Origin of the sequence: Peteryoungia algae, from assembly GCF_030369675.1 — a bacterium.
GTDB lineage: Bacteria > Pseudomonadota > Alphaproteobacteria > Rhizobiales > Rhizobiaceae > Allorhizobium > Allorhizobium algae.
The window spans coordinates 87,076-108,862 of the sequence record NZ_CP128477.1 but is presented as its reverse complement, the minus strand read 5'-3'; the positions used below and the strand labels follow the sequence as shown (position 1 = coordinate 108,862).

Genomic DNA, 21,787 nt, shown 5'->3' with positions numbered 1-21,787 from the left:
GGAGTGCCATGCCGGCGATCGGGGCCTGCGATGAAGGAACGATCAAAAGCCCGAGGGGTTGTCCTCCGGTCACCTGCGGCAGCGCCACCTTCGGTGGACCTCGCACAGACCAGCAAGGAGAACTTTCATGCAAGTGCCCCAGAACACCGTCATTGCCGTCGCCGACGGCGAGAAGCTGAGCCTTTTCCAGAACGAGGGCAACGCGCTTGATATCAAGCTGAAGGCCATGCCGGCGGAAGAGATCGACAGCTCGAAGATCACCTCCGGCAACCGTCATTCCAGCAGCGCCGCCAATCCTGACGACAGCCAGCAGGAGGAAGACGGTTTCGGCAGCGGCATCACCGACATGCTGAACCGCCATGTGCTGGACGGCAAGATCAAGAACCTCGTCATCATCGCCGCGCCGCGGACGCTGGGCGAGATGCGCAAGGGCTATCACAAGCAGCTTTCGGCCGTCCTGATCGGCGAACTCGACAAGGACCTGACCGGCCATACGGTTCAGGACATCGAAAAGGCGCTCGAGGCCGCCTGACCTCCGCCAGCGCGGAACACAGGCCAATATGAGGAAGGCCCCGTCGGCTTGCCGGCGGGGCCTTTCGTCTGTGCTGAAATCGCTGAACGGCGTTGCCGGCCGTTACTGCCGGACGACGATCTTCGCCTTGTTCGGCACGCGCTCATAGAGGTCGATGACGTCCTGGTTCATCAGGCGCACGCAGCCCGACGAGACGGCCTTGCCGATGGAATTCCATTCCGGCGAACCATGCAGGCGGTAGAGCGTGTCCTGTCCGTTCTGGAAGATGTAAAGCGCGCGGGCACCGAGCGGGTTGTCGATACCGCCCGGCTTGCCGCCGTTGCGCACCGAATAGATCTCCAGTTCCGGCTGGCGGGCGATCATCTCGTCCGGCGGGGTCCATTTCGGCCACTTCTGGCGCCACTGGATCACACCGGCGCCACCCCAGGAAAAGCCGTCACGGCCGATGCCGACGCCGTAACGCATGGCGGTGCCACCGCGCTCGACGAGATAGAGGAAGCGGTTTGGCGTATCGACGACGACCGTGCCGGGGACCTCACCGGTGGGATCGACGACCTGCTGGCGATAGAAGCGGTCGGGGATCTTCCAGTAAGGGACGGCCGGAATGACGAAACCGCCGTCATAGACTTCGCCATACATGGCGTCGAGTTCGGGCGTGCGACCCTTCGGGGCGGCGGGGACGGCCGGGCCATCGAGGCGAACGCCGGGAGGGAGCGGACGGGAGGTGGTGCAGCTTGCGAGCAGCGAGGCGGCTCCGAGGCCTGTCAACGACAGAAGCGAACGGCGGGTCAGGGGAGGCATTGAAGACATGTAGGTTACAAATTTCCTGTGGCAGCGCTGCGGAGGAAGACGCCGGGAGGTGCGCTTTGTTCCGCGATGATGCGATGCAAACAGGAAAGCTTCACTTAATGCAACGCCGACCCCCGCTCACGTTTTGGAGAGATGGATCCCGTCGCAAACGACTGTCGCTAAATGACAACAATCGGGGTGTTGTCGGGCACGCGATCGAAGAGATCGATGACGTCCTGATTGAACATGCGCACGCAGCCAGACGAGGTGGCCTTGCCGACCGACTGCCAGTCGGGCGTGCCGTGCACGCGGTAGAGCGTGTCCTTGCCGCCCTGATAGATGTAGAGCGCACGGGCACCGAGCGGATTGTTGAGACCGGCGACCAGACCGCCGCGCTCGGCGGAAACGGGGCGCAGGTTGGGATTGGCCTCGACCATGTCATCGGTCGGCGTCCAGTGCGGCCATTTCGCCTTGCGTTGAATGACACCCCTGCCCGACCAGGCAAAACCATCGCGGCCGAGACCGACGCCATAGCGGACCGCCTTGCCACCGGGCTGGACCAGATAGAGGTAATGCGCCTTGGTGTCGACGACGATGGTGCCGGGCGCTTCCGCCGTCTGGTAGTCCACCTCGTGGCGCAGCATGTCAGAGCGGACGCGGTCGAGCGGGATCGGCGGCAGGGTGTGGCCATCATCGACCATCAGGCCGTAGATGGTGCGGTGCAGCGGATTGCTGACGGGCAGGCCATAGGTCTGATGGAACTGGGTCTTGTAGAGATCGCGCTTCTGCGGCGCCGTCTGATCGGCGGCCGGCGGCGTGCGGGCCGGATCGTACCAGACGGGGGCGACCTCATCCTGGAAGACATCGATGTTCATGCGGCTGGTATCGGTCATCAGGATGCAGCCCGAGAGCGAGCCGACCAGCGCAGTGCCGAGCCCGAGCGACAGAACCCGCCTTGCGACCGAAGACTGCGGTCTTGCCGATGATGAGCTCGAAACCTTGGACATGCTGCACCTGATCACACTGACGTCGTAGGCCGCAATCTGTCAGGCGCGGCTGGCGCGAAGCTTATGCCGAAGGTCAGCTTCGCGCCTCGGCGCAGGATTTGCACGCGGCTCAAAGGCAATCCGGGTGGTGACAGCCGGAGGGTCGGACACGGAGGCTTTCAGGCGCCTCCATTTGCGGTTCAACGAAGGGTTCGCGGCGCAGTTCGACCATATCGAACATGACGAAAGCCGACAGACGAAATCGACAAACGGCAGAATCGATCCGACCGGCACGCCCTCCCCCGAGAAAATGCCGGCCGGTCGCCATGGGACTGGTATCCACCGCCCTTTCCACTCCGCCAGGACCGAAAGGGTTTGCGTCCCATATCGAAAGTCTGAAGCCTGCCTGGCGAAGCAGTTTCGCCATCAATGCGATCTCTCTCCGTAGTCACGCCACTTCGCACGCGAAGCCGGTTCCCGCCATTGCCGGGATGGCGTGAGGTCAGACGGGTTTTGGACCTTGCAGGGCATTGTAGATCTTCTTGCCGAGCACGGCAGCAATCGGGATCGAGATCACCAGACCTGCCACAAAGGCGGCTGCGATCTGCCAGCCTTCACGCATGTCGAGCGACAGAACCGTGATCACCGCCGCACCGCCGACGGCGCTGGCGACAAGAATGTAGAGGACTGCAGCGAGACGAAGCATGATCGTTTTCCTTCGTGTTCCTATCTTTCGAGGATCACCTTAGGCGCATCCGGGCGCCTTTCCTTGATCTGGCTCAACTCCTTGCGATGACGTCCCCAGACCAAAGGCGAAGATCTTCATCTGGGGCGTTAACACTGTTTTAAGCCTCTTCTTGCCGCCAGAGGCCCGTTCCGCCAAGTTCGCAGCGATATCCAATCGTCTCGAACGGAACGACAAGATGCCCTCACGACGCTCGGTCATTGCAGGACTGGGCGGGCTGCTCGCCACTGCGGGCCTGCCCGTGAGCATCCGCGCGCCCCTGGCACAGACGCTGGCAATGGCGGAACTGCGGGGCGGTTTCGATGCGGCAGAGGCGGGCATCCTGCCCGGTACCGAGGACGACCAGAGCCGCAAGCTGCAGACCCTGATCGACCGGGCGGCGGCCGTCGGACAACCGGTCTTCCTCCCAGCCGGCACCTATGAGGTGGCCAATCTGGAGTTGCGCGACGGCAGTCGGCTGACCGGGATTCCAGGCCTGACACGGCTCGTCTATCGCGGCGACGGGCATCTCATCGCAGCCCAGGACATCCGACGGGTCAGCCTCTCGGGCATCACATTCGATGGCGCCAATCGATGGCTTGCGGACTATACGGAGGGGCTTCTCGCCTTTCGCAGCGTCGACGATGTGGTGATCGAAGCCTGCGAGATCATCGGCAGCCGCAAATGCGGCATCTATCTCGCACGTTCCGGCGGTCGCATCGAGACGACCCGGGTGGCCGGGGCGGCGGAAGCGGGGATCTGGTCGATCGAGGGCAAGGCCTTCACGCTGCGCAACAACGAGATATTCGACTGCGGCAATGGCGGCATTCTCGTGCATCGCTGGACCAAGGGCGAGGACGGCAGCGTGATCTCGGGCAATCGGGTGGCGCGGATCGGCGCGACCAATGGCGGCACCGGGCAATATGGCAATGGCATCAATGTGTTCCGGGCCGACAATATGCTGGTTTCCGGCAATCACGTCTCCGATTGCGCATTTTCCGCAATCCGCGCCAATTCCGCCTCCAACATCACCATCAGCGGCAACCAGGCTTTCCGCTCCGGCGAGACCGCCATCTATGCCGAGTTCGAATTCGAGGGGGCAATGATCGAGGGCAATGTCATCGATGGGGCGGCGATCGGGATTTCGGTCGCCAATTTCGATCATGGGGGGCGGCTCTCGACGGTCAGCGGCAACATCGTGCGCGGCATTGTCGACAAGGGACCTTACGAGCCTACGGTGAGCGGCTTTGGCTTCGGCATCTCGGTCGAGGCCGATACGCTGGTGACGGACAATCTCGTCGATGGCGCCGAGACGGCGGCACTCGCCATTGGCTGGGGACCCTATCTGCGCAATGTCATCGTCAGTGACAATATCCTGCGCGGCAGCGCCGAGGGCATGCGGGTGAGTGTGGTGGAGGGCGCCGGCGAGACTGTGATCCGCAACAATATCGTGGATGGGGCCACGGGGGGCGCCATCGTCGGATATCGCTGGAAAGACCGGGTGGGTGGTGCGCTCGAAGACGGGGATACGACCTTCCCGCATCTGACGCTTTCCGGGAACCGCATGGCCGGCGGCTAAACCGGGACGCCCCGGGTGAATTGATTAATGATCCGGAAACCAACATCAGAGCTTTCGAATGGTCGTAATGTCTATTTAAGGCTCACCTGATCTAGTCTGCGGCAGTCAACATGTTGCAGGTCCCATGCTTCTACCCTTGCAGAACATCATCCTCGAGAAAATCGCGACAGGGCAGTCGTTGGCTGAGACCGTGGATTATCTGTGCCGCGAAGTGGAGACCATGAAGGATGATATCGTCTGCTCTGTTCTGTTGCTCGACGAAGAGCGGCGGCTGCGCCATCTGGCCGGCCCTTCACTTCCGCTCGAATACATTTCCGCCATCGACGGCGTCGCGATCGGCCACGGGGTCGGATCCTGCGGAACGGCGGCCTATCACGGCGAGCCGGTTCTGGTGGAGGATATCGACACCCATGAATACTGGCAGCCCTACAAGCAACTCGCCCTGCCACTCGGGCTGAGGGCCTGCTGGTCGACGCCGATCATCGGCTCGGGCAAAGTGCTGGGGACCTTCGCCTTCTACTACCGCACCATCCGCGGACCGTCGGACCTGGAGCGGCAGATCGTCAGCGCCTGCGTGCATCTCTGCGCCATTGCCATCGAACGCGACCAGCGCATGGCCGAACGGCGGCGCATGGCCGATACAGACGGCCTGACAGGCCTGCCCAATCGCAGCCGGTTCACCGAGGTCATCAACGAAGTTTCCCGGCGCGAGCCCGACTGGGCCCTGATGCTTGTCGATCTCGACAACCTCAAGATGGTCAACGACACGTTCGGCCACGGCGCGGGTGACGATCTGATCCAGGTCGTGGCGGAACGCATGAAGCAGGAAGCAGCGCCCGGCATGGCCTTCCGTCTCGGTGGTGACGAATTTGCCGTAATCGTGCCCTGCATCGCAACGACCGATCCGGCGGCTCTCGCCGATACGCTGATTGCCCGCATCAAGGAACCGGCCGATTGCGCGGGGCACCTGATCTATCCGGCCGCGACGCTGGGTGGCGCCCGGGCCGGCGTGGAGCGGAGCCCGCAACAGGTGCGACAGAACGCCGACTACGCGCTCTATCACGCGAAGGAACGGGCGCGTGGGCGCTACGTCGAATATCAGCCGGGTCTCGGCACCGCGATCGCCAAACGTTTCCGCTCGGTGCAGGAGGTCGACCAGGCGCTGCGTGAAGACCGGATCGATGCACATTTCCAGCCGCTGATCGAACTTGCGACCGGGCGCATCACGGGTTTTGAATCGCTCTGCCGGATGAAAATGCCGGACGGCCGCCTGATTGCGGCTGCGCATTTTCACGAGGCGATGAAAGACGCCCATGCGGCGATCGAGATTACTGAGCGCATGCTGGAACGCATTTCGACCGCCGCCGGCGACTGGCATCGTGAAGGGCTTAAATTCGCGCGCGTGGGGCTGAACCTCGCGGCTGCCGACTTCCATCGCGGCGGGCTGACGAAGCGGATCGTGGACAGTTTCGGCCGCGCCGGGCTTTCTCCGGACCATATCGTGGCCGAGGTCACGGAATCCGTCTATCTCGCGCAGAAGGACAATGTCGTGGCTGAAGAGATCCACACGATGCGCGAAGCAGGCATCAAGGTGGCCCTCGACGACTTCGGCACGGGCTTTGCCTCGCTGACCCACCTGCTCACGGTCCCCGTCGACATCATCAAGATCGACAAGTGTTTCGTCCGTCGCCTGGCCGATGCCGGCAGCGGAAGCGTGATCACGCGCGGCCTGCTCGATATCGCCAGAGGGCTCGACATACAGGTCGTGGCCGAAGGCATCGAAGAACAGGCGCAGGCCGAGCATTTGCTGTCGCTGGACTGCAGGGCCGGCCAGGGCTATTTCTTCGCCCGCCCCATCGACCGGGACAGCGTGCGCGAAATGCTCGAGGTCAGCAATTTCCATCCCGAATGGACACGCATCCTGCGGGAGCGCGAGCGGCTAATTCTTCACAAGGCCGGGTGAGACGCGACCGGCAAACCCGCCGCGTCCCATATCCGTTTGCCGGTCTTCTCAGCTTTCGCGGCGGCGGCTCGTTACCAGACGGATCAGCTCACGCGCCTCAGGCGGCGGTCGTTTTTCCACACGGCGATAGAGACGGCAGTCCTGCGTGCGGTTCAGGAGCCCCATATTGACCAACTCGCGGCGGATCAGGACATGGTCGCCGAAGCCGTTGTGACGCATCAGCACGGCATTGACCGCCTTCTCCCCCACATCCTCCCCCGACGGCAGAAAGGACCAGAGCACCCAGAGCGCCAGTTGCTGCTGGTTGAACTTGCCCGGCCAGCGGACGAGTATGTCCGTCCCGGCAAAGCAGCGGGCGGTGAGTTCCACACGCCGGTAATCGATTGCGGGCTCCGCTTCGATCCCAGGCGGATTGGCGAGACGCTCCTGCGCCGCGTGGCTCACCTTGAAATGCTGGTAGTTGCGGAAGCCGACGGCGCGGGTAAGCATGTTCAAAAGTTCGACATGGCCGGGCAGGTCTGTCCGCGCATCAAGTTCGCGCTTCAGGCTTTTCGCCAGCGCCGACAGATCGGGTGCCGCAAAGGCATGTGTCATCCTCGACATCTCATTTCTCCTGGTCGTGCCCTGGCGCCCGAAAGCAGCCAAGCTGGCCGGTGGTCACCGACTTCCGACGGGGCACGGGAAAACGAGCTGACGTCGACAAGAGAGAAGCAGGTTTAGCTCCCCTCATCGGGGCGGTGACGCCTGGGTGAACTGCAGACCCTGGAGCCGAAGGAATACGCGCCGAGGCCGGCTTTTGTCAATTCCAGCCGCGATCAGGAAATTTCATCGATGCGATCAGCGCAAGCGGCTTTTCCGGACGCCCCACGCAGGATAGCTTCCCGCGCAACAATCACGGGAGTGGCACATGCTGAAAATCTACGGCGTCTACAAGTCGCGCGCGACGCGCATTCTCTGGCTGATGGAAGAACTGGGCTCGCCCTTCGAACTGGTGCCGGTTCTGCAGGCCTACAAGCTCAAGGACCCCATGGCAGACGGCGCGCGGCTCAACACGCGCTCACCGGAATTCCTCAGCATCAACCCGATGGGCAGCATCCCGACGATCGAGGATAACGGTCTGGTGTTGAACGAGTCGCTGGCGCAGACGCTCTACGTGGCGAAGACATCAGGCGGGCCGCTTGCGCCGAAGGATGCGGCGGAAGACGCGCTGATGCTGCAATGGACGCTTTTCGGTGCGACATCGATCGAGTCAGAGGCCCTGAAGATCTCCATGGCCAATATTGACGGACGCCTCGCCACCGAGGCCGGCCAAGCGGAAGCCAAGGCCGTCGCCCGCATCCTCGCCCGCCCCTTCGGCGTGCTGGAAAAGCACTTTGCCGGCAACGATTATGCCGTCGGTGGACGGTTTACCGTGGCCGACATCAATCTCGGCGAGATCGTGCGCTACGCCCAGGCCTATCAGCCGCTCTTCGACGCCCATCCGAAAACGGCAGCCTGGCTCGCCCGCATCCAGTCCCGCCCGTGCTTCAAGGCGATGTGGGCGAAGCGGCTGGCAGAAGTGGAGTAACCATTTCGCGCAGAGGGGTGTGGCTGTCTCCAGATGGCCTCACCTTCCCTCACCCGCAGCCCGGCACATCTTCCAGCCGGGTCCAGACCGGAATGCCGCGTTCAGTCGCGATGCGCACATCATTGTCGGCGCCCTTCGAGGCGCCGGGCAGGCGCAGGACGCCTTCGCAGAGTTGCAGCAACCGGCCGGCGACCGGATGGAAGATTTCCTCATAGAGATCGTCACCGACCGACTTTCCACCGGCTGCATGCCAGATCGGCAGTGCCACCCATTCGCCAATCATCGGCACATGGCCCGCCTTGAACAAGGCGTGAGATGGTGCTTCCAGCACCTTGAGATTGGCGGCCATTTTTTCCGGGTCGTCTCCGGTGCCCGAGCGATAGGGACCGGCAATCAAAATCAACATTTCATTCTCCTTCACGTCCTCCGCCTCATGCAGAGACATGCACACATCCGCACGATTCTTCTGGATTGTCGAATCTATTTCGCTAGAATCATGCATTATCGTGACACTTCGGGTAGGTTCATGCTGACAGAACAGAGACGACGGCAAATCCTCGACATGCTGAAGCGCGACGGGCGGGCAGTGGCTGGCGAGCTTGCGCGGTTATGGGGCGTGTCGGAGGACACAATCCGCAGAGACATGCGCGACATGGCCTCGGCCGGGCTTCTGAAGCGCGTGCATGGCGGAGCGTTGCCCGTTGCCGCTCCCCTGCCCGGGCTTTCGGTGCGGCGTGGTCTCGCGACCGAGGAAAAACGGCGACTGGCAGTGGCAGCCGTGCAGTTGATCGCGCCCGAGCAGGTGATCTTCCTCGACGGCGGCACGACGACGGCGGAGATCGTGCGCCATATCCCGCGGGACATGGCGCTCACCGTGATCACCCATGCGCCGACCATCGCTGCGGAGCTGGAAGCGCATGGCGCCGTGGACGTCGTGCTGATCGGCGGGCGGATCTACAAACATTCCATGGTGTCGGTCGGACCGACCGCGCTTGCCGCCATCGAGCGCTTGCGGCCGGATGTCTTCTTCCTCGGGGCGACGGCCGCGCATGCGAGCGACGGCCTGACGACCGGCGATTTCGAGGAGGCCGCGATCAAACGGCGGATCCTGGAGCGGAGCCTTGCAACCTATTGCCCGCTGACCCTGGACAAGCTCGACAGCGTCTCGCCTTTCGGCATCGCCGCCATCCCCGAGCTCACGGGCATGATCGTGGTGTCGGAGGCTGAGGACACGGTGCTCGAGGGCTACAGGTCCAGGGGGGCCAACGTGATCCTCGCCTGAGCCTTCGGGCGCCCGAGCTCCAGATGAGACGCCGAGGCCTACACCTCCTGCGTTCTCTGCGCGAACAGGCGCACCAACACCCAGTAGCCGGTCTGGCGATGAACGAGCCATGTCACCACGGCGAGACGCAGCACCTGGACGATGACCATGGCCATGGCTGCGCCGACAATACCCCAGAGGGGGACGAGGAAAAGCATCAGCAGGAGACAGGTCGCCACCGATATCGAAACGATGAGCAGGCTCAGGCGATAGCGTCCCTGGACCACCAGCAATTCGGCCGCCTGGCCAGTTGCCGCACGGATGACATAGGCGAGACCAAGCAAGGCGAGACACGGATAGGCGGCGAGGAATTCCGGGCCGAACAGGGCAAGCAAGGGATAGCCGGCAAGGAGCGTGAGCGCGACGGAGGGAATGGTGAGCCAGAAGGTGGCATTGGTGGAGCGGGTGATCTGCGCCTGAAGGCCTGCCCGGTCGGCCGAAGCGAGCGACAGCGAAAAGCCGCGCGCGGCGACCAGCATGAAGCCGTATTGCACGAAGGCTGCCAGCGACAGCGAGCGCTGGGCGGCGAAATATAGCGAGGCTTCGTCCGGGGCGACGAGGAAGCCGAGAATCAGGACATCGATCCAGACGAAGAGCTCCTCCGCCGTCATGGCCGGCATCATCAGGACGGAGGCGAGCAGCCAGAAGCGACGGCGCTGTGGCGTCGCCACGATGCGCTCAGTTTTCGGCAGGCGCGCGCGCAGGAGCAGAGCCTGGACAAGCAGGACGACGATGGAGGCGAGGACTACAATGGCGAGAACCGTGACGGCATCGAGCGGCAGCCCCACCGCCCGGGCGATGCCGATGCCGAGCATGATCAGCACCGGCCGGAGAATGTAGCCGGGGATGGTGGACAGCGCATACCAGCCGAAACCTCTGGAGACACCCGTCAGATAGGATTCGAGCGAGAGGACGGGAAAGCCAAGTGCCAACACGCCGAGCGGCAGCAGGAAAGCCGGATCGACGAAGCCGGGCAGCACGGTGAGGAAAACAAGTGTAAGGGCCGCGAGCAGGCCCGACCCCATCATGACCGCGCGAAAGCCCGTGGCCAGGTAGCCGGCGAGATGGGCATGCTTCTCACGCCTTCCGTAGCGCGGAATGAAGCGGGCGGCGGAATCGTAGAAGCCGAGGACGCCGACCTGACCGACGACGCTGACCCATGTCCACAGGATGACATAGATGCCGTAATCCTCGAGCGCCATCAGGCGGGCGAGCAGGATCTGCAGGGCGAGCCCGACAAAGGCAGCGGCAATGCGCACGGATATACTGACCAGCGCACCACGCAGGCCGGGATCGCCGACTAGATCGAGGGCCTTGCGCCGAAGTTTGCCGATCATGGAATGCAGCACAGCACGAGGCTCATATTGCCGCCATTGCGCCAGACGAAGCGATGCAGCGCATCGACCACTTTCCTGAAGCGGCATCGCCAAGCCGGGCCGATGCCATCATAGAGCGCACGCAGGCGCGGTCGAAGGCCGGCCTTCCAATGCCGGCAATAGAGCTGGCCGAGGCTGGTGAAGGGGATGTAACAGGCCGTGAGCGGCGCAGTCGTGTTGGTCCAGCTCGACTTGTAGGTGGAGGGATCATTGAGGAAGTCGAAGCGGCGGATGCCGGTTTCGATCGCCCAGCGCTGGGCCTGTTCCATCTGCACCTTGCCGGGCGAGAATTTCTGATAGGCGAGATCGATGGCGCCGAGAAAGCAGTAGTAATCCTGCCGGAAGCGCATGCCGAGTTCCATCGCAATCGGCACGCCGTCGAGCGTCAGCGCATGCAGGAAGACGCCGTCATCGTCCTTGCCAGGCGTGCTGCCGAGATCGTGCAGGAAAGTGGCGAAGCGCGGATCGAAGAGATCGCGTCCGAGACGGCCGGTGCCCTTCAGCCAGTCCTGTTTCATGGCGATGCAGTGGTCGATATGCTCGGCATAGCCCCGACTGCCTGCGGGATAGACCCGGTAATCGAGTGACCCCAGCTTTTCCAGCCGGTTGCGGCGGCTATTGCGCTGCAGGCGCTGCTTTTTCGGCAGGCTGGCATGGTGGCTTTCCCAGTCCGACACCTTGCTCAGATCGAGGATGGAGGATTTCTGCACCCCGTCAGGGCTGGATCCCTCGCCCTTGAGAATCTCGGCCAGCAGCGCGGATTGCGGCACATGGTCAAGGCAGATGGCATCGCAGCCGCTGTTCTTGCGGATCGCGGCAAAAACCGAACGACCAAGGGCGGGATCGAACCGGGCGGGATCATGGAGCAACGTCGCATACTGGTTCATCGGAGCCGTCAGGGGCACCAGAACGGTGATGGCGGGGGTGACCCGGCGGGTCATCAGCGGCCAGATCATCAGGCATTCGGCACCGTCCCAGAGAGCATAGACCCGAAGGCGGGGGTGATCGCCTGCCTCGTCCTCGAGAAAGGCACGGCACCAGTTCAGGCACCAGTCGAAACTCTGGAAATAGGCGAAGGGCTCGGAACACCGGCTCTCCAGGGCCTGCCAGGCCTCTTTCAGGGCATAGAGTTCATCGCAAGTTTCGCGGCAATCGAGTTGAAGCATACGGCCATTGCACTCAAGCGGCACAGCCGAGGCACAAAGGGCGGTATCGCCAGGGATCCGGTACGGGCTTCTCATCGAAGCATCCATGGAAATCGGCCTCGTCGGTTGCGCAGGATCGCTCGCCGCGCAGTCTAGCCCGAGAAGGGTTAAACCTCCCTTGCGGCAGGGAGGGTGACGTTCGACCAGCGCCGAAGCTGGAATCTCGTGCTCAGGCGAAGAGCACGTCCGTCACCCTGATCGTGCCGACATGAAGACCGTTCCAGTTGCTCATGCCGTGGCGGGACATTCCCGTGAGCGTGGTGTGTTCCGCGCTGCCCTCATCGAAATGGCGGGCAAGCAAAGCGGCGATCATGGCCTCGGCGGCGCGGGTGGCGCCATCCTCGGCCTTTACGGCAAACGAGAGGCCCTTGTCCGGGAGAAGTGCGCAGAAGACGCCTTCGGCGCCGGTCTTGGCGAATATCTTGCCCGGTGCCACCTGCATCAGTTTCGTGCAGAAGCGCCTGGTCCCGGCAACATAGAAGGGTTCGGCCATGCAGGCGTTGATGAGCCTGCGGGCGGCGGCGGCCCGGATGGGCTCCAAGCCACTGCCCGTTGCGAGCTTGCCGAAGCCGCGCGCGAGACCGATCAGCGGCACGGCATAGGTGGGGATGGAGCAGCCGTCGGTGCCGCAATTGTCTCTGGAGAGCACGGCACCGGTGAGATCCGCCATGATGGCGCGGATCGCCTGTTGCAGCGGATGGTCGAAACCGGCATAGCCGCGCGGGTCCTCGCCGGTGTGGCAGCAGGTGCACACGAAGCCGGAATGTTTGCCCGAACAATTGTTGTGAAGTGCGGTCGGCTTGTCCAGCGTGCGCGCCTGCTCGATCAGCACGGCCTGGTGCGACGACCAGTGGGCGCCGCATTCGAGCACGCTTTCATCACGACCCGCCGCCTTCAGCATGGCGGCAGCGGTTGCGACATGCTCCGGCTCACCGGAATGGGAGGCGCAGGCGAGTGCGAGTTCCCGGTTGCCGAAGCCATAGGCATCGGCCGCGCCGCTTTCGACCAGTGGCAAAGCCTGCATGGCCTTGCAGGCCGAGCGCGGGAACACGCCGGCATCGACATCACCGGCGGAGAAGACGATTTTGCCTTCGGCATCGACCACGATCGCCAGACCGCGATGGCGGCTCTCGACGAGTTGACCGCGCGTGACCTCGACCGTGATCGGATTTTCCATGATCTGCCTCAAAATGCCAATATTGTCTGATGCTTCTTAAAGCATGCATCTCCATCCCGTTCGAGGTCCGGATTGAAATTTCTGCTGCGCATCATCTCCGTCATCCTGCTCGTCTTCGTGCTGCCGACCCTGGTTTCCGCCGGGCTCTGGGCGACCCGGGACCATCCCGACGGCTGGAGTGCGGCAAAATGGGGCTCGTCGGGCCTGTTGCCGACGGCTGAAGAGAGCCCGGAAGCTGCGATCTATGTCTTTTCCGCCATGACGGGCGGATTGAAGGGCGCGATTGCCAGCCATGCCTGGATCGTCACCAAGGAGGAGAACGGCGCCTATCAGCGCTATGACAAGGTGGGATGGGGCTCCCCTATCCGCCGCAACCACCGGGCACCCGATGCCTTCTGGTATTCCAACCCGCCGCGACTGGTGGCGGAGGTGAAGGGCGAAGAGGCGAAGCGTCTGATCCCGATGGTGGAGGCTGCGATCGGCGGCTATCAGTATGGCCAGCCTGGAGGCTACCGGATCTATCCGGGGCCGAACTCCAACACCTTCGTCGCGCATGTGTTGCGCGAAGTGCCGGAACTGGGCGCCGTGCTGCCGGCCGATGCCGTGGGCCGCGACTATCTGGCCGGCGGGGCCTTCTATCATCTCGACAAGGATGGACGCGACCTGCACTTGAGCCTCGGCGGGCTCGCCGGACTGTCGGTCGGGGTGCGCAGCGGGCTGGAGGTGAATTTCCTCGGTCTCGTGGCGGGCGTGGATTTCGCCCGGCCGGGCATCAAGGTGCCGGGCTTCGGGACGGTCGGACCCTAGGGCATCCTGCCCTCGATGCAAAACCCTTGAATCAAAAGAGCCACCCGCGAGGGTGGCTCCCATGAGTTTTAGTCCTTTGTCTGGACCCGGATGGAAAACCATCCGAAGGAAGGCTGGATCAGGCCGAGGGCTGCCCCGTCAAAACCGCACCCTTTCCAAAGTCACACACGCAGACCGAAATCTCATTAGACATTGGATCACCTTCCTTTCGTTACGTTGCCGATGATTGAAAGGTAGGGTGCGTTCGCGGATTCGACAAGGCACATTGTGTGACGTTTTGTTGGGATAATTGTGTTGCATTGCGGCAGGTTTCGTCCACAATTCGCGCGCCGGTGACGAGATCAGACTGCGGTCGCTAGAGGCGTCAGAAAAACGCGCTCATAGCTGCGAAACGGTGGATCGTCGCCGAACCGTGCGTTCGCGGCCACGCCATCCGGATCTTTTGCCACCTGCTCCCGATAGCGCGCATAGGCTTCGTCATCCGCGAAGGTGAACAGCGCGATCGCCATGTCGGCCGCCCCCTCGCTCCCCAAGCCTTGAAAGCTCACCTTGGCATCCTGCGGCATTTCTCGCGGCATGAAATAGCCATGGTGCGTGCCGCCGTGACGTTCGATCAGTTTGATCCAGATGCGGGCATAGGCCTCGAATTCCGCGATGCGCTCCAGATCGAGGTGATAGCGAACTTCACACGTGACAGGGCTTTTGGGCATGAGGATCATTCCTTGTCGCAGTGCGGGTTCGTTCAGGGTTTCGGCAGACATGCCATATCCTATGGCATGAAACAGGCCTGAAAAAAGATGGTGTGAACCCGTCGCCAAGCGCTCAGCGCTGATCCAATCGCCAATTTATATTGACCGTCCCTGCTCCGGCGGTGACACTCGCCTCCGCAATGGGAGGAGTTACAACATGGAAGAAACCAACCGCTGGCGAAACATGCGCACGGCGCCGAAAGACGGCAGCCGTATCCTCGTGACCATCCGCGCCTCCGAACAGGGGCCTGGCGCGGTCGATCTCGTCTATTGGTCGAACGGGGACCGCTTCGGAGCCGATGGCTGGCGCTCGTCGGACTCGACGCCTGGCCTGATCGTTGCCTATGCGGAGCCGGAGCTGAAATGCTGGATGCCGCTTCCGGGGGTCAACCTGGATGCGATGGTCCGGCCGCCGGCCTGGGAGGGGAAGGACGAAAAGGAGCTGGACGGCTCGGGGATTTGAGCAGGCGCTCCCGCGTGTCTTACGCGGGTTTCAAGGGAGGAAACATTGGGCCGCAACATCATTCTGGTCGATCCATTGCCCAGGACACTCGAACTGATCATGGAGCCTTCGGTCAGAGCGCGGCTTGAGGCGCTGGGCGAGGTCATCGTCTCGGAAGACCGGGCAATGCCTGCCGAAGACGTCGAGCGACTTCTTCCCGAGACGGTGTTGATCTTCGGCCAGACCGACATGCCGAGGGAACGTCTGGACAAGGCGCCCAAGCTGAAGGCGATCATCAATGTCGAATCGAACTTCCTGCCGAATATCGACTATCAGGCCTGCGTCGAGCGCGGGATCTGGGTGATCACGCCGGCCTCGGCCTTCGCCTCTCCGGTGGCGGAGGCGGCCCTTGCCATGGCGCTCGATCTTGCCCGGGGGATCACCGCGGCGGATCGCGATTTTCGTCAGGGTGTCGAGCGCTATGGTCTGGAGGGCAATGCGAACACCTTCCGTTTCTCAGGCGCACCCGTCGGAATCATCGGTTTCGGCGATCTCGGCCGGGAGTTTCGGGACCTCATTCGCCCGTTCAGAAACAAGGTCCGCGTTTTTGACCCCTGGCTTCCCAAGGAGATTATCGAACGCCAGGATTGCGAGCCGACTACGCTCGACGACGTGCTCAGCGAAAGCCGGGTGGTTTGTGTATTTGCGAGCGTCACCAGCGAAAACGAGGGCTTCGTCGGAAAACGGGAATTCGCCCTGATGAAGCCGGGTGCGGCGTTTCTGCTGATGAGCCGGGCTGCCGTCGTCGACTTCCCGGCGATGATCGAGGCTGCGCAATCCGGCCATATCAAGGTGGCAACGGACGTGTTTCCGGAGGAGCCCGTCGCCGCAGACGATCCCGTGCGCAAAACCTCCGGCATTCTGCTGTCCGCGCACAGGACGGGCGGGACACGGGACGCCTTTTATGCCCTGGGTTCGATGGCGGTCGTCGATGCCGAACTGATCATGAAAGGACTGCCGCCCCGCCTCTGTCGGCGCGCCGACCCGGCTACGGCCAGCATGCTGCGGTCGAAGCCGGTCACAGTGTCTTGACGGGGGGGACGGGTTTCTGGTCGGCGCTCCGATCCGAAAGCCCGGAGCGACAGTCGGCCTCAGTCCTGATGCAGGGGCAGGTACCGGCTGCATCACTTGGCGCTCTTCGGGTGCCGTGGCGGCCCTGACTGACGTCTAGTACCGAGCCGGATCGGATCTTTTCGGGTCCATGCGCTGCAGGGAGCATTTCCAAAGGCGTCGGCCAGGAGCGTTCCGTGCCGGCCTGATCAGTCGAAGATGTCGCCGATGATGGCCTGCTCGGCCTCCTCCCATCGGCCCACGATACCGCTGAGTTCCTCGATCTCCTCGTCGCTGAGGTGATGGGCGCCCTCGGCATCGATCCGACACAGGCTGAACGGCTTGCCGACGCTGGCCGAGGTGAGATCGAGCGCCTGCAGGACCCGCAACACCGCCGCGCAGCCAAAACGCGTCGACCGCTCGCTCAGGTGGAAGTGGGACAAGAGCGACCCCGCCTGCTGGGCCATGGCCGCACCGCTGCCAATCGCGTGAAAACCGATATCGGCATAGTGGCCGATCATGCCCGAGGGAGTTATCTCGATGATCCAGGGTTCGCCCTCCCGCCATCCGGCGGCCATCACATAGGCCGATGGCGTGCCGCCGCCTTCCTCGCCCGGCACGTCGGGAATGAAGGTGTCGTAATGGTGGCGCAGGATCGGGAGAACCTGCGCCTGCAGCGCACGGCCAATGTCGGGTGCCTCCAGAATGGATGCGCTGTTATCATTGAAGCAGCGTTTCACATCGGTCAGCACGGATCGCGCACCACTGCCACCCCAGGCCGCCGATTCTCCAAGGGGATGAAGCTTCTCGGCGGGATAGGTCATGCCTCTCCCCTTGTCGGTGATCTGGGAGTCCGAGCCGAGAACGACGCCATCCTGGCAAACGGTGGCAAGCACGACGGTCATATAGAAGTTCCTTTCACATTCGGCGTCCCAGATGCCCCACCGACCACCACCAAGGGATGGCCCGACGTTTGATGTCCTGACGCTCAAGACAATGCGAGGGAACGCATCATCGCTCTTCCTAGACGCCTGCGGCCCTGATGCCGTTCCATCGAGGTCACCGCTTTTCCGCCACGACGCCTGGAAAACGCGGGGCAAGGCATGCTCAATCGGCCTGCCATCCGGCAGGTTCGCACCGACACCTTCCTGCGCTGTCACCGATAGCCCCAGCGACAGCCCGGCTCGCCGGCCAGATTTTAGGGGTGGGCCTGACGGAATCTTAAGCTCCGCCTTTCACTCTTGAGGGAACAATGGCCCTCTACCGGGCCGACGGTCTGAATAAAGGGTTCGGTGTGCGCTACAGAGAGACCGACGATGTGTTCAAGATGCTGGTGTCGGAGCTCAACTCGACACTGACCCCGACGACAATCATGGCCGTGACCATTCTCGCCGTCGGCCTGTTCGCCTATGAGAGCCTTGGAAGCACGCCGCTGCTGATTGCCACGATCATCGGGGCCATTGCCTCGCTGGCCAAAATCGCCGTGACCCTCGCCCATCGGCACGCAGACGCGAGGCAGTCCGTGACGGTTGCGGATGCCGCCCGCTGGCAGGCGGCCCACGGACTTCTCATCTTTCTCATTGCGGGCTGCGTGGGGACAATCACCACCTCCGCCTTCTCCTACCGGGATCTGTCAGTCCACCTCCTCGCTGCAGCACTGATCTATGGATACTCTGCCGGGGTGGCGGTCAGGATATCCGTCCGGCCGTTCATCGCGGCAACCGCGATCTTGATTGCAGGCCTGCCGACGACAATCTCGGTCTTGTTGTATGGCGATACGGTCCACTGGATCCTGGGCATGATGTGCGTGCTCTTCCTGTTCGCTGCGATGCAGAGCGTCCTGCACGTCTACCGCCACACGACGAGACAAATGTGCCTGCGTCTGGATATGGAACGGCAGGCACGCCGTGACCCGCTGACAGGGCTACGCAACAGAACGGCGTTGATCGAGGCCTATTCGAGCCTCGAATGCACTGACGATATGCTCACCTGCATCCATCTCTTCGACCTTGACGGCTTCAAGGGCGTCAATGATCGCTTTGGTCATGCGGTCGGCGACGCTTTGCTCGCAGGTATCGCCAAGCGGCTGCAAGAGACCCTGGATCCGCCTATTGTTGCCGCGCGGATTGGCGGCGACGAATTCGTCATTCTGCAGCCCGACATCAGGGATCCCGCAGACGCTGAAACCCTGGCGCGAAAGATCCTGGATGTGCTCGGCCTGCCGTATCGGATTGGCGGTGAGGAGATCGCCATCGGCGTCAGCCTGGGATACACGATGGCACTTTCGGGCTCTGCGAAACTGGAGCACATGATGGCGACCGCAGACCGGGCCTCCTACCGGGCAAAGCGAAGCGGCGGCGGCATCGAACACGAAATCTCACCCGCGCTGGACCTGAGCAAGTTTTCGTATGTTGCCTGACCAGGGTCCCGGTCGGCGCTTTTGGGCCATGGATTGCAAGGCGAGCGAAGCGCCAGATGTCCCGAAGTGCGCCGCAGCCTCACCCCAGCTTCAGCACGATCTTGCCGATATGCGCCGAACTTTCCATCAGCCGATGCGCCTCCACGACAGACTCGAACGGCAGCACCGAATGGATGACAGGAGCCAGATCCCCGCGTTCCAGGCGGGGCCAGACCTGCGTCATCAGGTCGTCGCGGATAGCGCGTTTTTCTTCCTGACTGCGCGGGCGCATGGTGGAGCCTGTCACCGTCAGGCGCTTGACCATGATGGGTGAGAGATTGGCTTTTTCGACGGTCGAACCACCCAGGAAGGCGATGATCGAGAGGCAGCCGTCTTTCGCCAGAACCTGAAGATTGCGCTCGAAATAGGCAGCGCCGATCATGTCGAGCACCACATCGACGCCCTTGCCGCCGGTTTCTTCGCGGACGATCTCGACGAAATCCTCGGCCTTGTAGTTGATCGCCCTGGCAGCGCCGAGATCCATGCAGGCGGCGCATTTTTCGGCCGAGCCGGCCGTCGCGTAGACGGTGGCGCCGAATGCCCTGGCGAGCTGGATCGCGGTTGTGCCGATGCCGGAGGAGCCACCATGGATGAGCACGGTCTCGCCTTCGGTGAGGCCCGCCATCTGGAAGAGATTGGCCCAGACGGTGAAGAAGGTTTCGGGAAGGGCTGCTGCCTTCACGGCGTCATAGCCCTTGGGATATGGCAGGGCCTGGGTGGCCGGCACGCTACAGTATTCCGCGTAGCCACCGCCGTTCGCCAGGGCGCAGACCTGATCGCCGATCTGGAAGTCGGTGACGCCGTCCCCCAGTGCGACGATCTCGCCAGCGATTTCAAGGCCCAGGATGGGGCTTGCATCCTTCGGCGGCGGATAGGCGCCCTGGCGCTGGGCGACATCCGGCCGGTTGACGCCCGCAGCCGCCACCTTCACCAGAATTTCGCCGGTGCGCGGGCTCGGCAGTGGCCCCTTGATGAGGCTCATGACCTCCGGGCCGCCATGGGCGGGAAAATCGACGTGGCGCATGGTGGCGGGCAGTGACATCGGGAGAACTCCAATTGACAGAAACGATAGCTAACGCACGATACCGTCAGCAGAAATGTGGTGAATTGCCTCGGCTGGCAAGGTGATCATTTTTGGTTGCAATGATGAAAGTATGAAACCTCGCATTGGCCGATTTACATTTCGTTAACCATGCAGGCCCTTAAACAGATATCACTTATTGACGCATGATGCGTCGCCATCATCCCCCTCCGCGAGTCTTTTTCATGACCAGTATTCACACGAATCTGGGCGCCATTGCTGCGCTCCAGACACTGCGGAGCGTTGCCGCAAATCTGACCGTCTCACAGCAGCAGGCAGCCTCCGGACTGCGGGTTGCAGCAGCCTCAGACAATGCAGCCTACTGGTCGATAGCCACCACGATGCGCTCGGACAACATGGCAATTTCCGCCGTATCCGACGCGCTTGGCCTCGGCGCTGCCAAACTCGACACCGCCTATGCCGGCACGGCCGCCATCACCGACATCCTCGGGGAGTTCAAGGCAAAACTGGTTGCGGCCAAGGAACAAGGCGTCGACCGGGCGAAGATCCAGGAAGAGCTTTCGCAGCTGAACGCGCAAGCCGAATCCATCGTGGAATCGGCAAGTTTCAGCGGCGAGAACCTGCTGAAGACAAAATCCACTCTGCCACTCCTCGAAGAAGGGCCGATGACGACGAGCGTGGTCTCTTCCTTCGTCCGCGACGCGAGCGGCAATGTCCAGGTCAAGACCATGGATATCGACCTGAAGCAGTCCAGCATGCTGAACGAAGGCGGCGGTGGGGGCATCCTGCAGAAACAGATCCACAGTGTCGGCGATATCGGCGGCTTCCGCGGCACCGGCGTCAATTCCGTCGCGCATCAGGGGCATGAGCGCCACAAGTTCACCGGTGGCGTGACGTTTGCCGCGGGCGATACCATCACCTTCGACATCAATGTCGATTCCGGGACCCATTCGACGGGCAATGACCATACACTGACGATCGACAAGGCTCTCGTGGATGCCGCACTCGGCACCACCGACGGGATCGTCGCCAGTCCGGCACAATTGCGTGCCGTGCTGGAACGTGCCTTCACCGACAATGGTGTTCCTGCGACGGCTTACGAGTCCCTGTTTTCCGGCGGCGGTTCCACCACGCATTTCGAGATCGGGTCGCTGGAAACTTCCGGCCATCCGGGATCCAGCATCACGATCTCCAATGTCGCCTCCAGCTTTGCCAGCGGCGCCTATCCGGCAAATTTTGCCATGGGTCTGGAGGACGCGCCGGATCAGAACCATGACAACATGTATCCCGGAGCGTCGATCTCGTTCACCACGGCGTTTACGGTATCCCCCCTGGCAGAGGTCTATTTCGATGTGCAGGTCGGCCCCGGCGCCACGACGACCTACACGATCAACCGGGCGGTCGTTGATGCGGCACTCGGTACGGTCGACGGCTATATCGGCAGCGCAGCAGACCTGGCTGCCGTCATCAGCCAGGCCTCCATCGGGAGCAATCTGATGGCCGTTGCAAGCGGCAACTTGATCAGCTTTTCCGCCGACCAGACCGTCTATCCGGAAGCCGGCAATCCTGCCGCGCGTGTCTATGTTGGCAACATCCAGTCAAACCCGCCCTATGCGCCGGACTTCGATCTGGCGGAAGTCGACATCACCCAGAACGTCCGAACCATCGACCAGTATCTGAGGGGTGTCGACCACATGGAAAAGATGGCGATCAGCAGCGCCAGCCAGCTGGGCGCGCTGCAGACGCGCATCGAGATGCAGGCAGAGTTTGCAGACAAGCTCTCCGACAGCATCGACAGCGGGGTCGGCCGCCTTGTCGATGCAGACATGAACGAGGTTTCCACACGCCTGAAGGCGCTGCAGACCCAGCAACAGATTGCCGTGCAGTCGCTGTCTATCGCCAACAGCAACAGCGAGACATTGATGCAGCTGTTTCGCTGATATCCGGATACGCCTCACCC

General features: G+C 62.5%; 21 protein-coding genes. 10 read left to right on the top strand and 11 right to left on the bottom strand.

The annotated features are described in order from the left end of the window. Positions 1–127 precede the first annotated feature (127 nt). A complete protein-coding gene (locus tag QTL56_RS00555) occupies positions 128–532 on the top strand; it encodes a host attachment family protein (RefSeq protein ID WP_229576704.1) in 405 nt (134 codons plus the stop codon). A 102-nt stretch (positions 533–634) separates the two neighbouring features. Here the strand turns inward: QTL56_RS00555 and QTL56_RS00550 are convergent, their stop codons facing one another. From QTL56_RS00550 to QTL56_RS00540, 3 genes are all read right to left on the bottom strand, one after another. Next, positions 635–1,342, bottom strand: a complete 708-nt coding sequence (locus QTL56_RS00550; protein WP_245137746.1) for a L,D-transpeptidase — start codon at positions 1,340–1,342, stop codon at positions 635–637. Positions 1,343–1,500: 158 nt separating this feature from the next. Then, the gene (locus QTL56_RS00545; RefSeq protein WP_229576706.1) at positions 1,501–2,328 is read right to left on the bottom strand and encodes a L,D-transpeptidase; all 828 of its coding nucleotides are present in this window, start codon (positions 2,326–2,328) and stop codon (positions 1,501–1,503) included. Positions 2,329–2,809: 481 nt separating this feature from the next. Continuing rightward, positions 2,810–3,013 carry a hypothetical protein gene (locus QTL56_RS00540; RefSeq protein ID WP_229576707.1) on the bottom strand — a complete coding sequence of 68 codons (204 nt, stop codon included), beginning with the start codon at positions 3,011–3,013 and terminating at the stop codon, positions 2,810–2,812. Between the two features lie 217 nt (positions 3,014–3,230). Here QTL56_RS00540 and QTL56_RS00535 point away from each other — a divergent pair, with 217 nt between their 5' ends. Together QTL56_RS00535 and QTL56_RS00530 are read left to right on the top strand one after the other, a co-directional pair. Beyond that, positions 3,231–4,610 carry a TIGR03808 family TAT-translocated repetitive protein gene (locus tag QTL56_RS00535; RefSeq protein ID WP_245137748.1) on the top strand — a complete coding sequence of 460 codons (1,380 nt, stop codon included), beginning with the start codon at positions 3,231–3,233 and terminating at the stop codon, positions 4,608–4,610. Positions 4,611–4,734: 124 nt separating this feature from the next. Further along, positions 4,735–6,573 (top strand): putative bifunctional diguanylate cyclase/phosphodiesterase, encoded by a 1,839-nt coding sequence (locus QTL56_RS00530; protein WP_245137749.1) that lies wholly within the window; start codon positions 4,735–4,737, stop codon positions 6,571–6,573. A 48-nt stretch (positions 6,574–6,621) separates the two neighbouring features. On the opposite strand, the gene QTL56_RS00525 is transcribed toward QTL56_RS00530, so the two are convergent. Next, positions 6,622–7,176 (bottom strand): DUF2087 domain-containing protein, encoded by a 555-nt coding sequence (locus tag QTL56_RS00525; RefSeq protein WP_229576710.1) that lies wholly within the window; start codon positions 7,174–7,176, stop codon positions 6,622–6,624. Between the two features lie 304 nt (positions 7,177–7,480). Between QTL56_RS00525 and QTL56_RS00520 the strand changes: the two genes are divergently transcribed. Next, the gene (locus QTL56_RS00520; protein WP_229576711.1) at positions 7,481–8,140 is read left to right on the top strand and encodes a glutathione S-transferase family protein; all 660 of its coding nucleotides are present in this window, start codon (positions 7,481–7,483) and stop codon (positions 8,138–8,140) included. Between the two features lie 49 nt (positions 8,141–8,189). On the opposite strand, the gene QTL56_RS00515 is transcribed toward QTL56_RS00520, so the two are convergent. Beyond that, positions 8,190–8,546, bottom strand: coding sequence for a DUF4406 domain-containing protein (locus QTL56_RS00515; protein ID WP_229576712.1), 357 nt, complete (start codon positions 8,544–8,546; stop codon positions 8,190–8,192). Positions 8,547–8,666: 120 nt separating this feature from the next. Between QTL56_RS00515 and QTL56_RS00510 the strand changes: the two genes are divergently transcribed. Continuing rightward, complete coding sequence (locus tag QTL56_RS00510; protein WP_245137751.1) at positions 8,667–9,422, top strand: DeoR/GlpR family DNA-binding transcription regulator; 756 nt, start codon at positions 8,667–8,669, stop codon at positions 9,420–9,422. A gap of 38 nt (positions 9,423–9,460) precedes the next feature. Here the strand turns inward: QTL56_RS00510 and QTL56_RS00505 are convergent, their stop codons facing one another. From QTL56_RS00505 to QTL56_RS00495, 3 genes are all read right to left on the bottom strand, one after another. Next, on the bottom strand, positions 9,461–10,798 hold the full coding sequence (locus tag QTL56_RS00505; protein ID WP_245137753.1) for an oligosaccharide flippase family protein: 1,338 nt from the start codon (positions 10,796–10,798) through the stop codon (positions 9,461–9,463). Then, entirely contained in the window at positions 10,795–12,078 is a 1,284-nt protein-coding gene (locus tag QTL56_RS00500) for a GNAT family N-acetyltransferase (protein WP_245137755.1), read from the bottom strand. The genes QTL56_RS00505 and QTL56_RS00500 overlap by 4 nt, the downstream gene beginning before the upstream one ends. 133 nt (positions 12,079–12,211) lie before the next feature. Further along, positions 12,212–13,219, bottom strand: a complete 1,008-nt coding sequence (locus tag QTL56_RS00495) for an asparaginase (protein WP_245137757.1) — start codon at positions 13,217–13,219, stop codon at positions 12,212–12,214. A 72-nt stretch (positions 13,220–13,291) separates the two neighbouring features. Between QTL56_RS00495 and QTL56_RS00490 the strand changes: the two genes are divergently transcribed. Beyond that, positions 13,292–14,026: a DUF3750 domain-containing protein gene (locus QTL56_RS00490; protein ID WP_245137758.1), complete on the top strand. Its 735-nt coding sequence runs from the start codon at positions 13,292–13,294 to the stop codon at positions 14,024–14,026. A 341-nt stretch (positions 14,027–14,367) separates the two neighbouring features. Here the strand turns inward: QTL56_RS00490 and QTL56_RS00485 are convergent, their stop codons facing one another. Next, complete coding sequence (locus QTL56_RS00485; protein WP_245137759.1) at positions 14,368–14,787, bottom strand: NIPSNAP family protein; 420 nt, start codon at positions 14,785–14,787, stop codon at positions 14,368–14,370. A gap of 145 nt (positions 14,788–14,932) precedes the next feature. Here QTL56_RS00485 and QTL56_RS00480 point away from each other — a divergent pair, with 145 nt between their 5' ends. Both QTL56_RS00480 and QTL56_RS00475 read left to right on the top strand, forming a co-directional pair. Beyond that, a complete protein-coding gene (locus tag QTL56_RS00480) occupies positions 14,933–15,238 on the top strand; it encodes a hypothetical protein (protein WP_245137760.1) in 306 nt (101 codons plus the stop codon). Positions 15,239–15,283: 45 nt separating this feature from the next. Further along, complete coding sequence (locus QTL56_RS00475; protein WP_245137761.1) at positions 15,284–16,309, top strand: hydroxyacid dehydrogenase; 1,026 nt, start codon at positions 15,284–15,286, stop codon at positions 16,307–16,309. Between the two features lie 227 nt (positions 16,310–16,536). Here QTL56_RS00475 and QTL56_RS00470 read toward each other — a convergent pair whose 3' ends face one another. After that, complete coding sequence (locus tag QTL56_RS00470) at positions 16,537–17,232, bottom strand: Ntn hydrolase family protein (RefSeq protein ID WP_229576721.1); 696 nt, start codon at positions 17,230–17,232, stop codon at positions 16,537–16,539. Between the two features lie 347 nt (positions 17,233–17,579). Here QTL56_RS00470 and QTL56_RS00465 point away from each other — a divergent pair, with 347 nt between their 5' ends. After that, positions 17,580–18,746 carry a GGDEF domain-containing protein gene (locus QTL56_RS00465; protein WP_245137762.1) on the top strand — a complete coding sequence of 389 codons (1,167 nt, stop codon included), beginning with the start codon at positions 17,580–17,582 and terminating at the stop codon, positions 18,744–18,746. Between the two features lie 79 nt (positions 18,747–18,825). On the opposite strand, the gene QTL56_RS00460 is transcribed toward QTL56_RS00465, so the two are convergent. Next, positions 18,826–19,827, bottom strand: a complete 1,002-nt coding sequence (locus QTL56_RS00460; protein WP_245137763.1) for an NAD(P)H-quinone oxidoreductase — start codon at positions 19,825–19,827, stop codon at positions 18,826–18,828. 224 nt (positions 19,828–20,051) lie between these two features. On the opposite strand from QTL56_RS00460, the gene QTL56_RS20915 reads away from it, so the two are divergent. Next, the gene (locus tag QTL56_RS20915) at positions 20,052–21,767 is read left to right on the top strand and encodes a flagellin N-terminal helical domain-containing protein (protein WP_245137764.1); all 1,716 of its coding nucleotides are present in this window, start codon (positions 20,052–20,054) and stop codon (positions 21,765–21,767) included. Positions 21,768–21,787 lie beyond the last annotated feature (20 nt).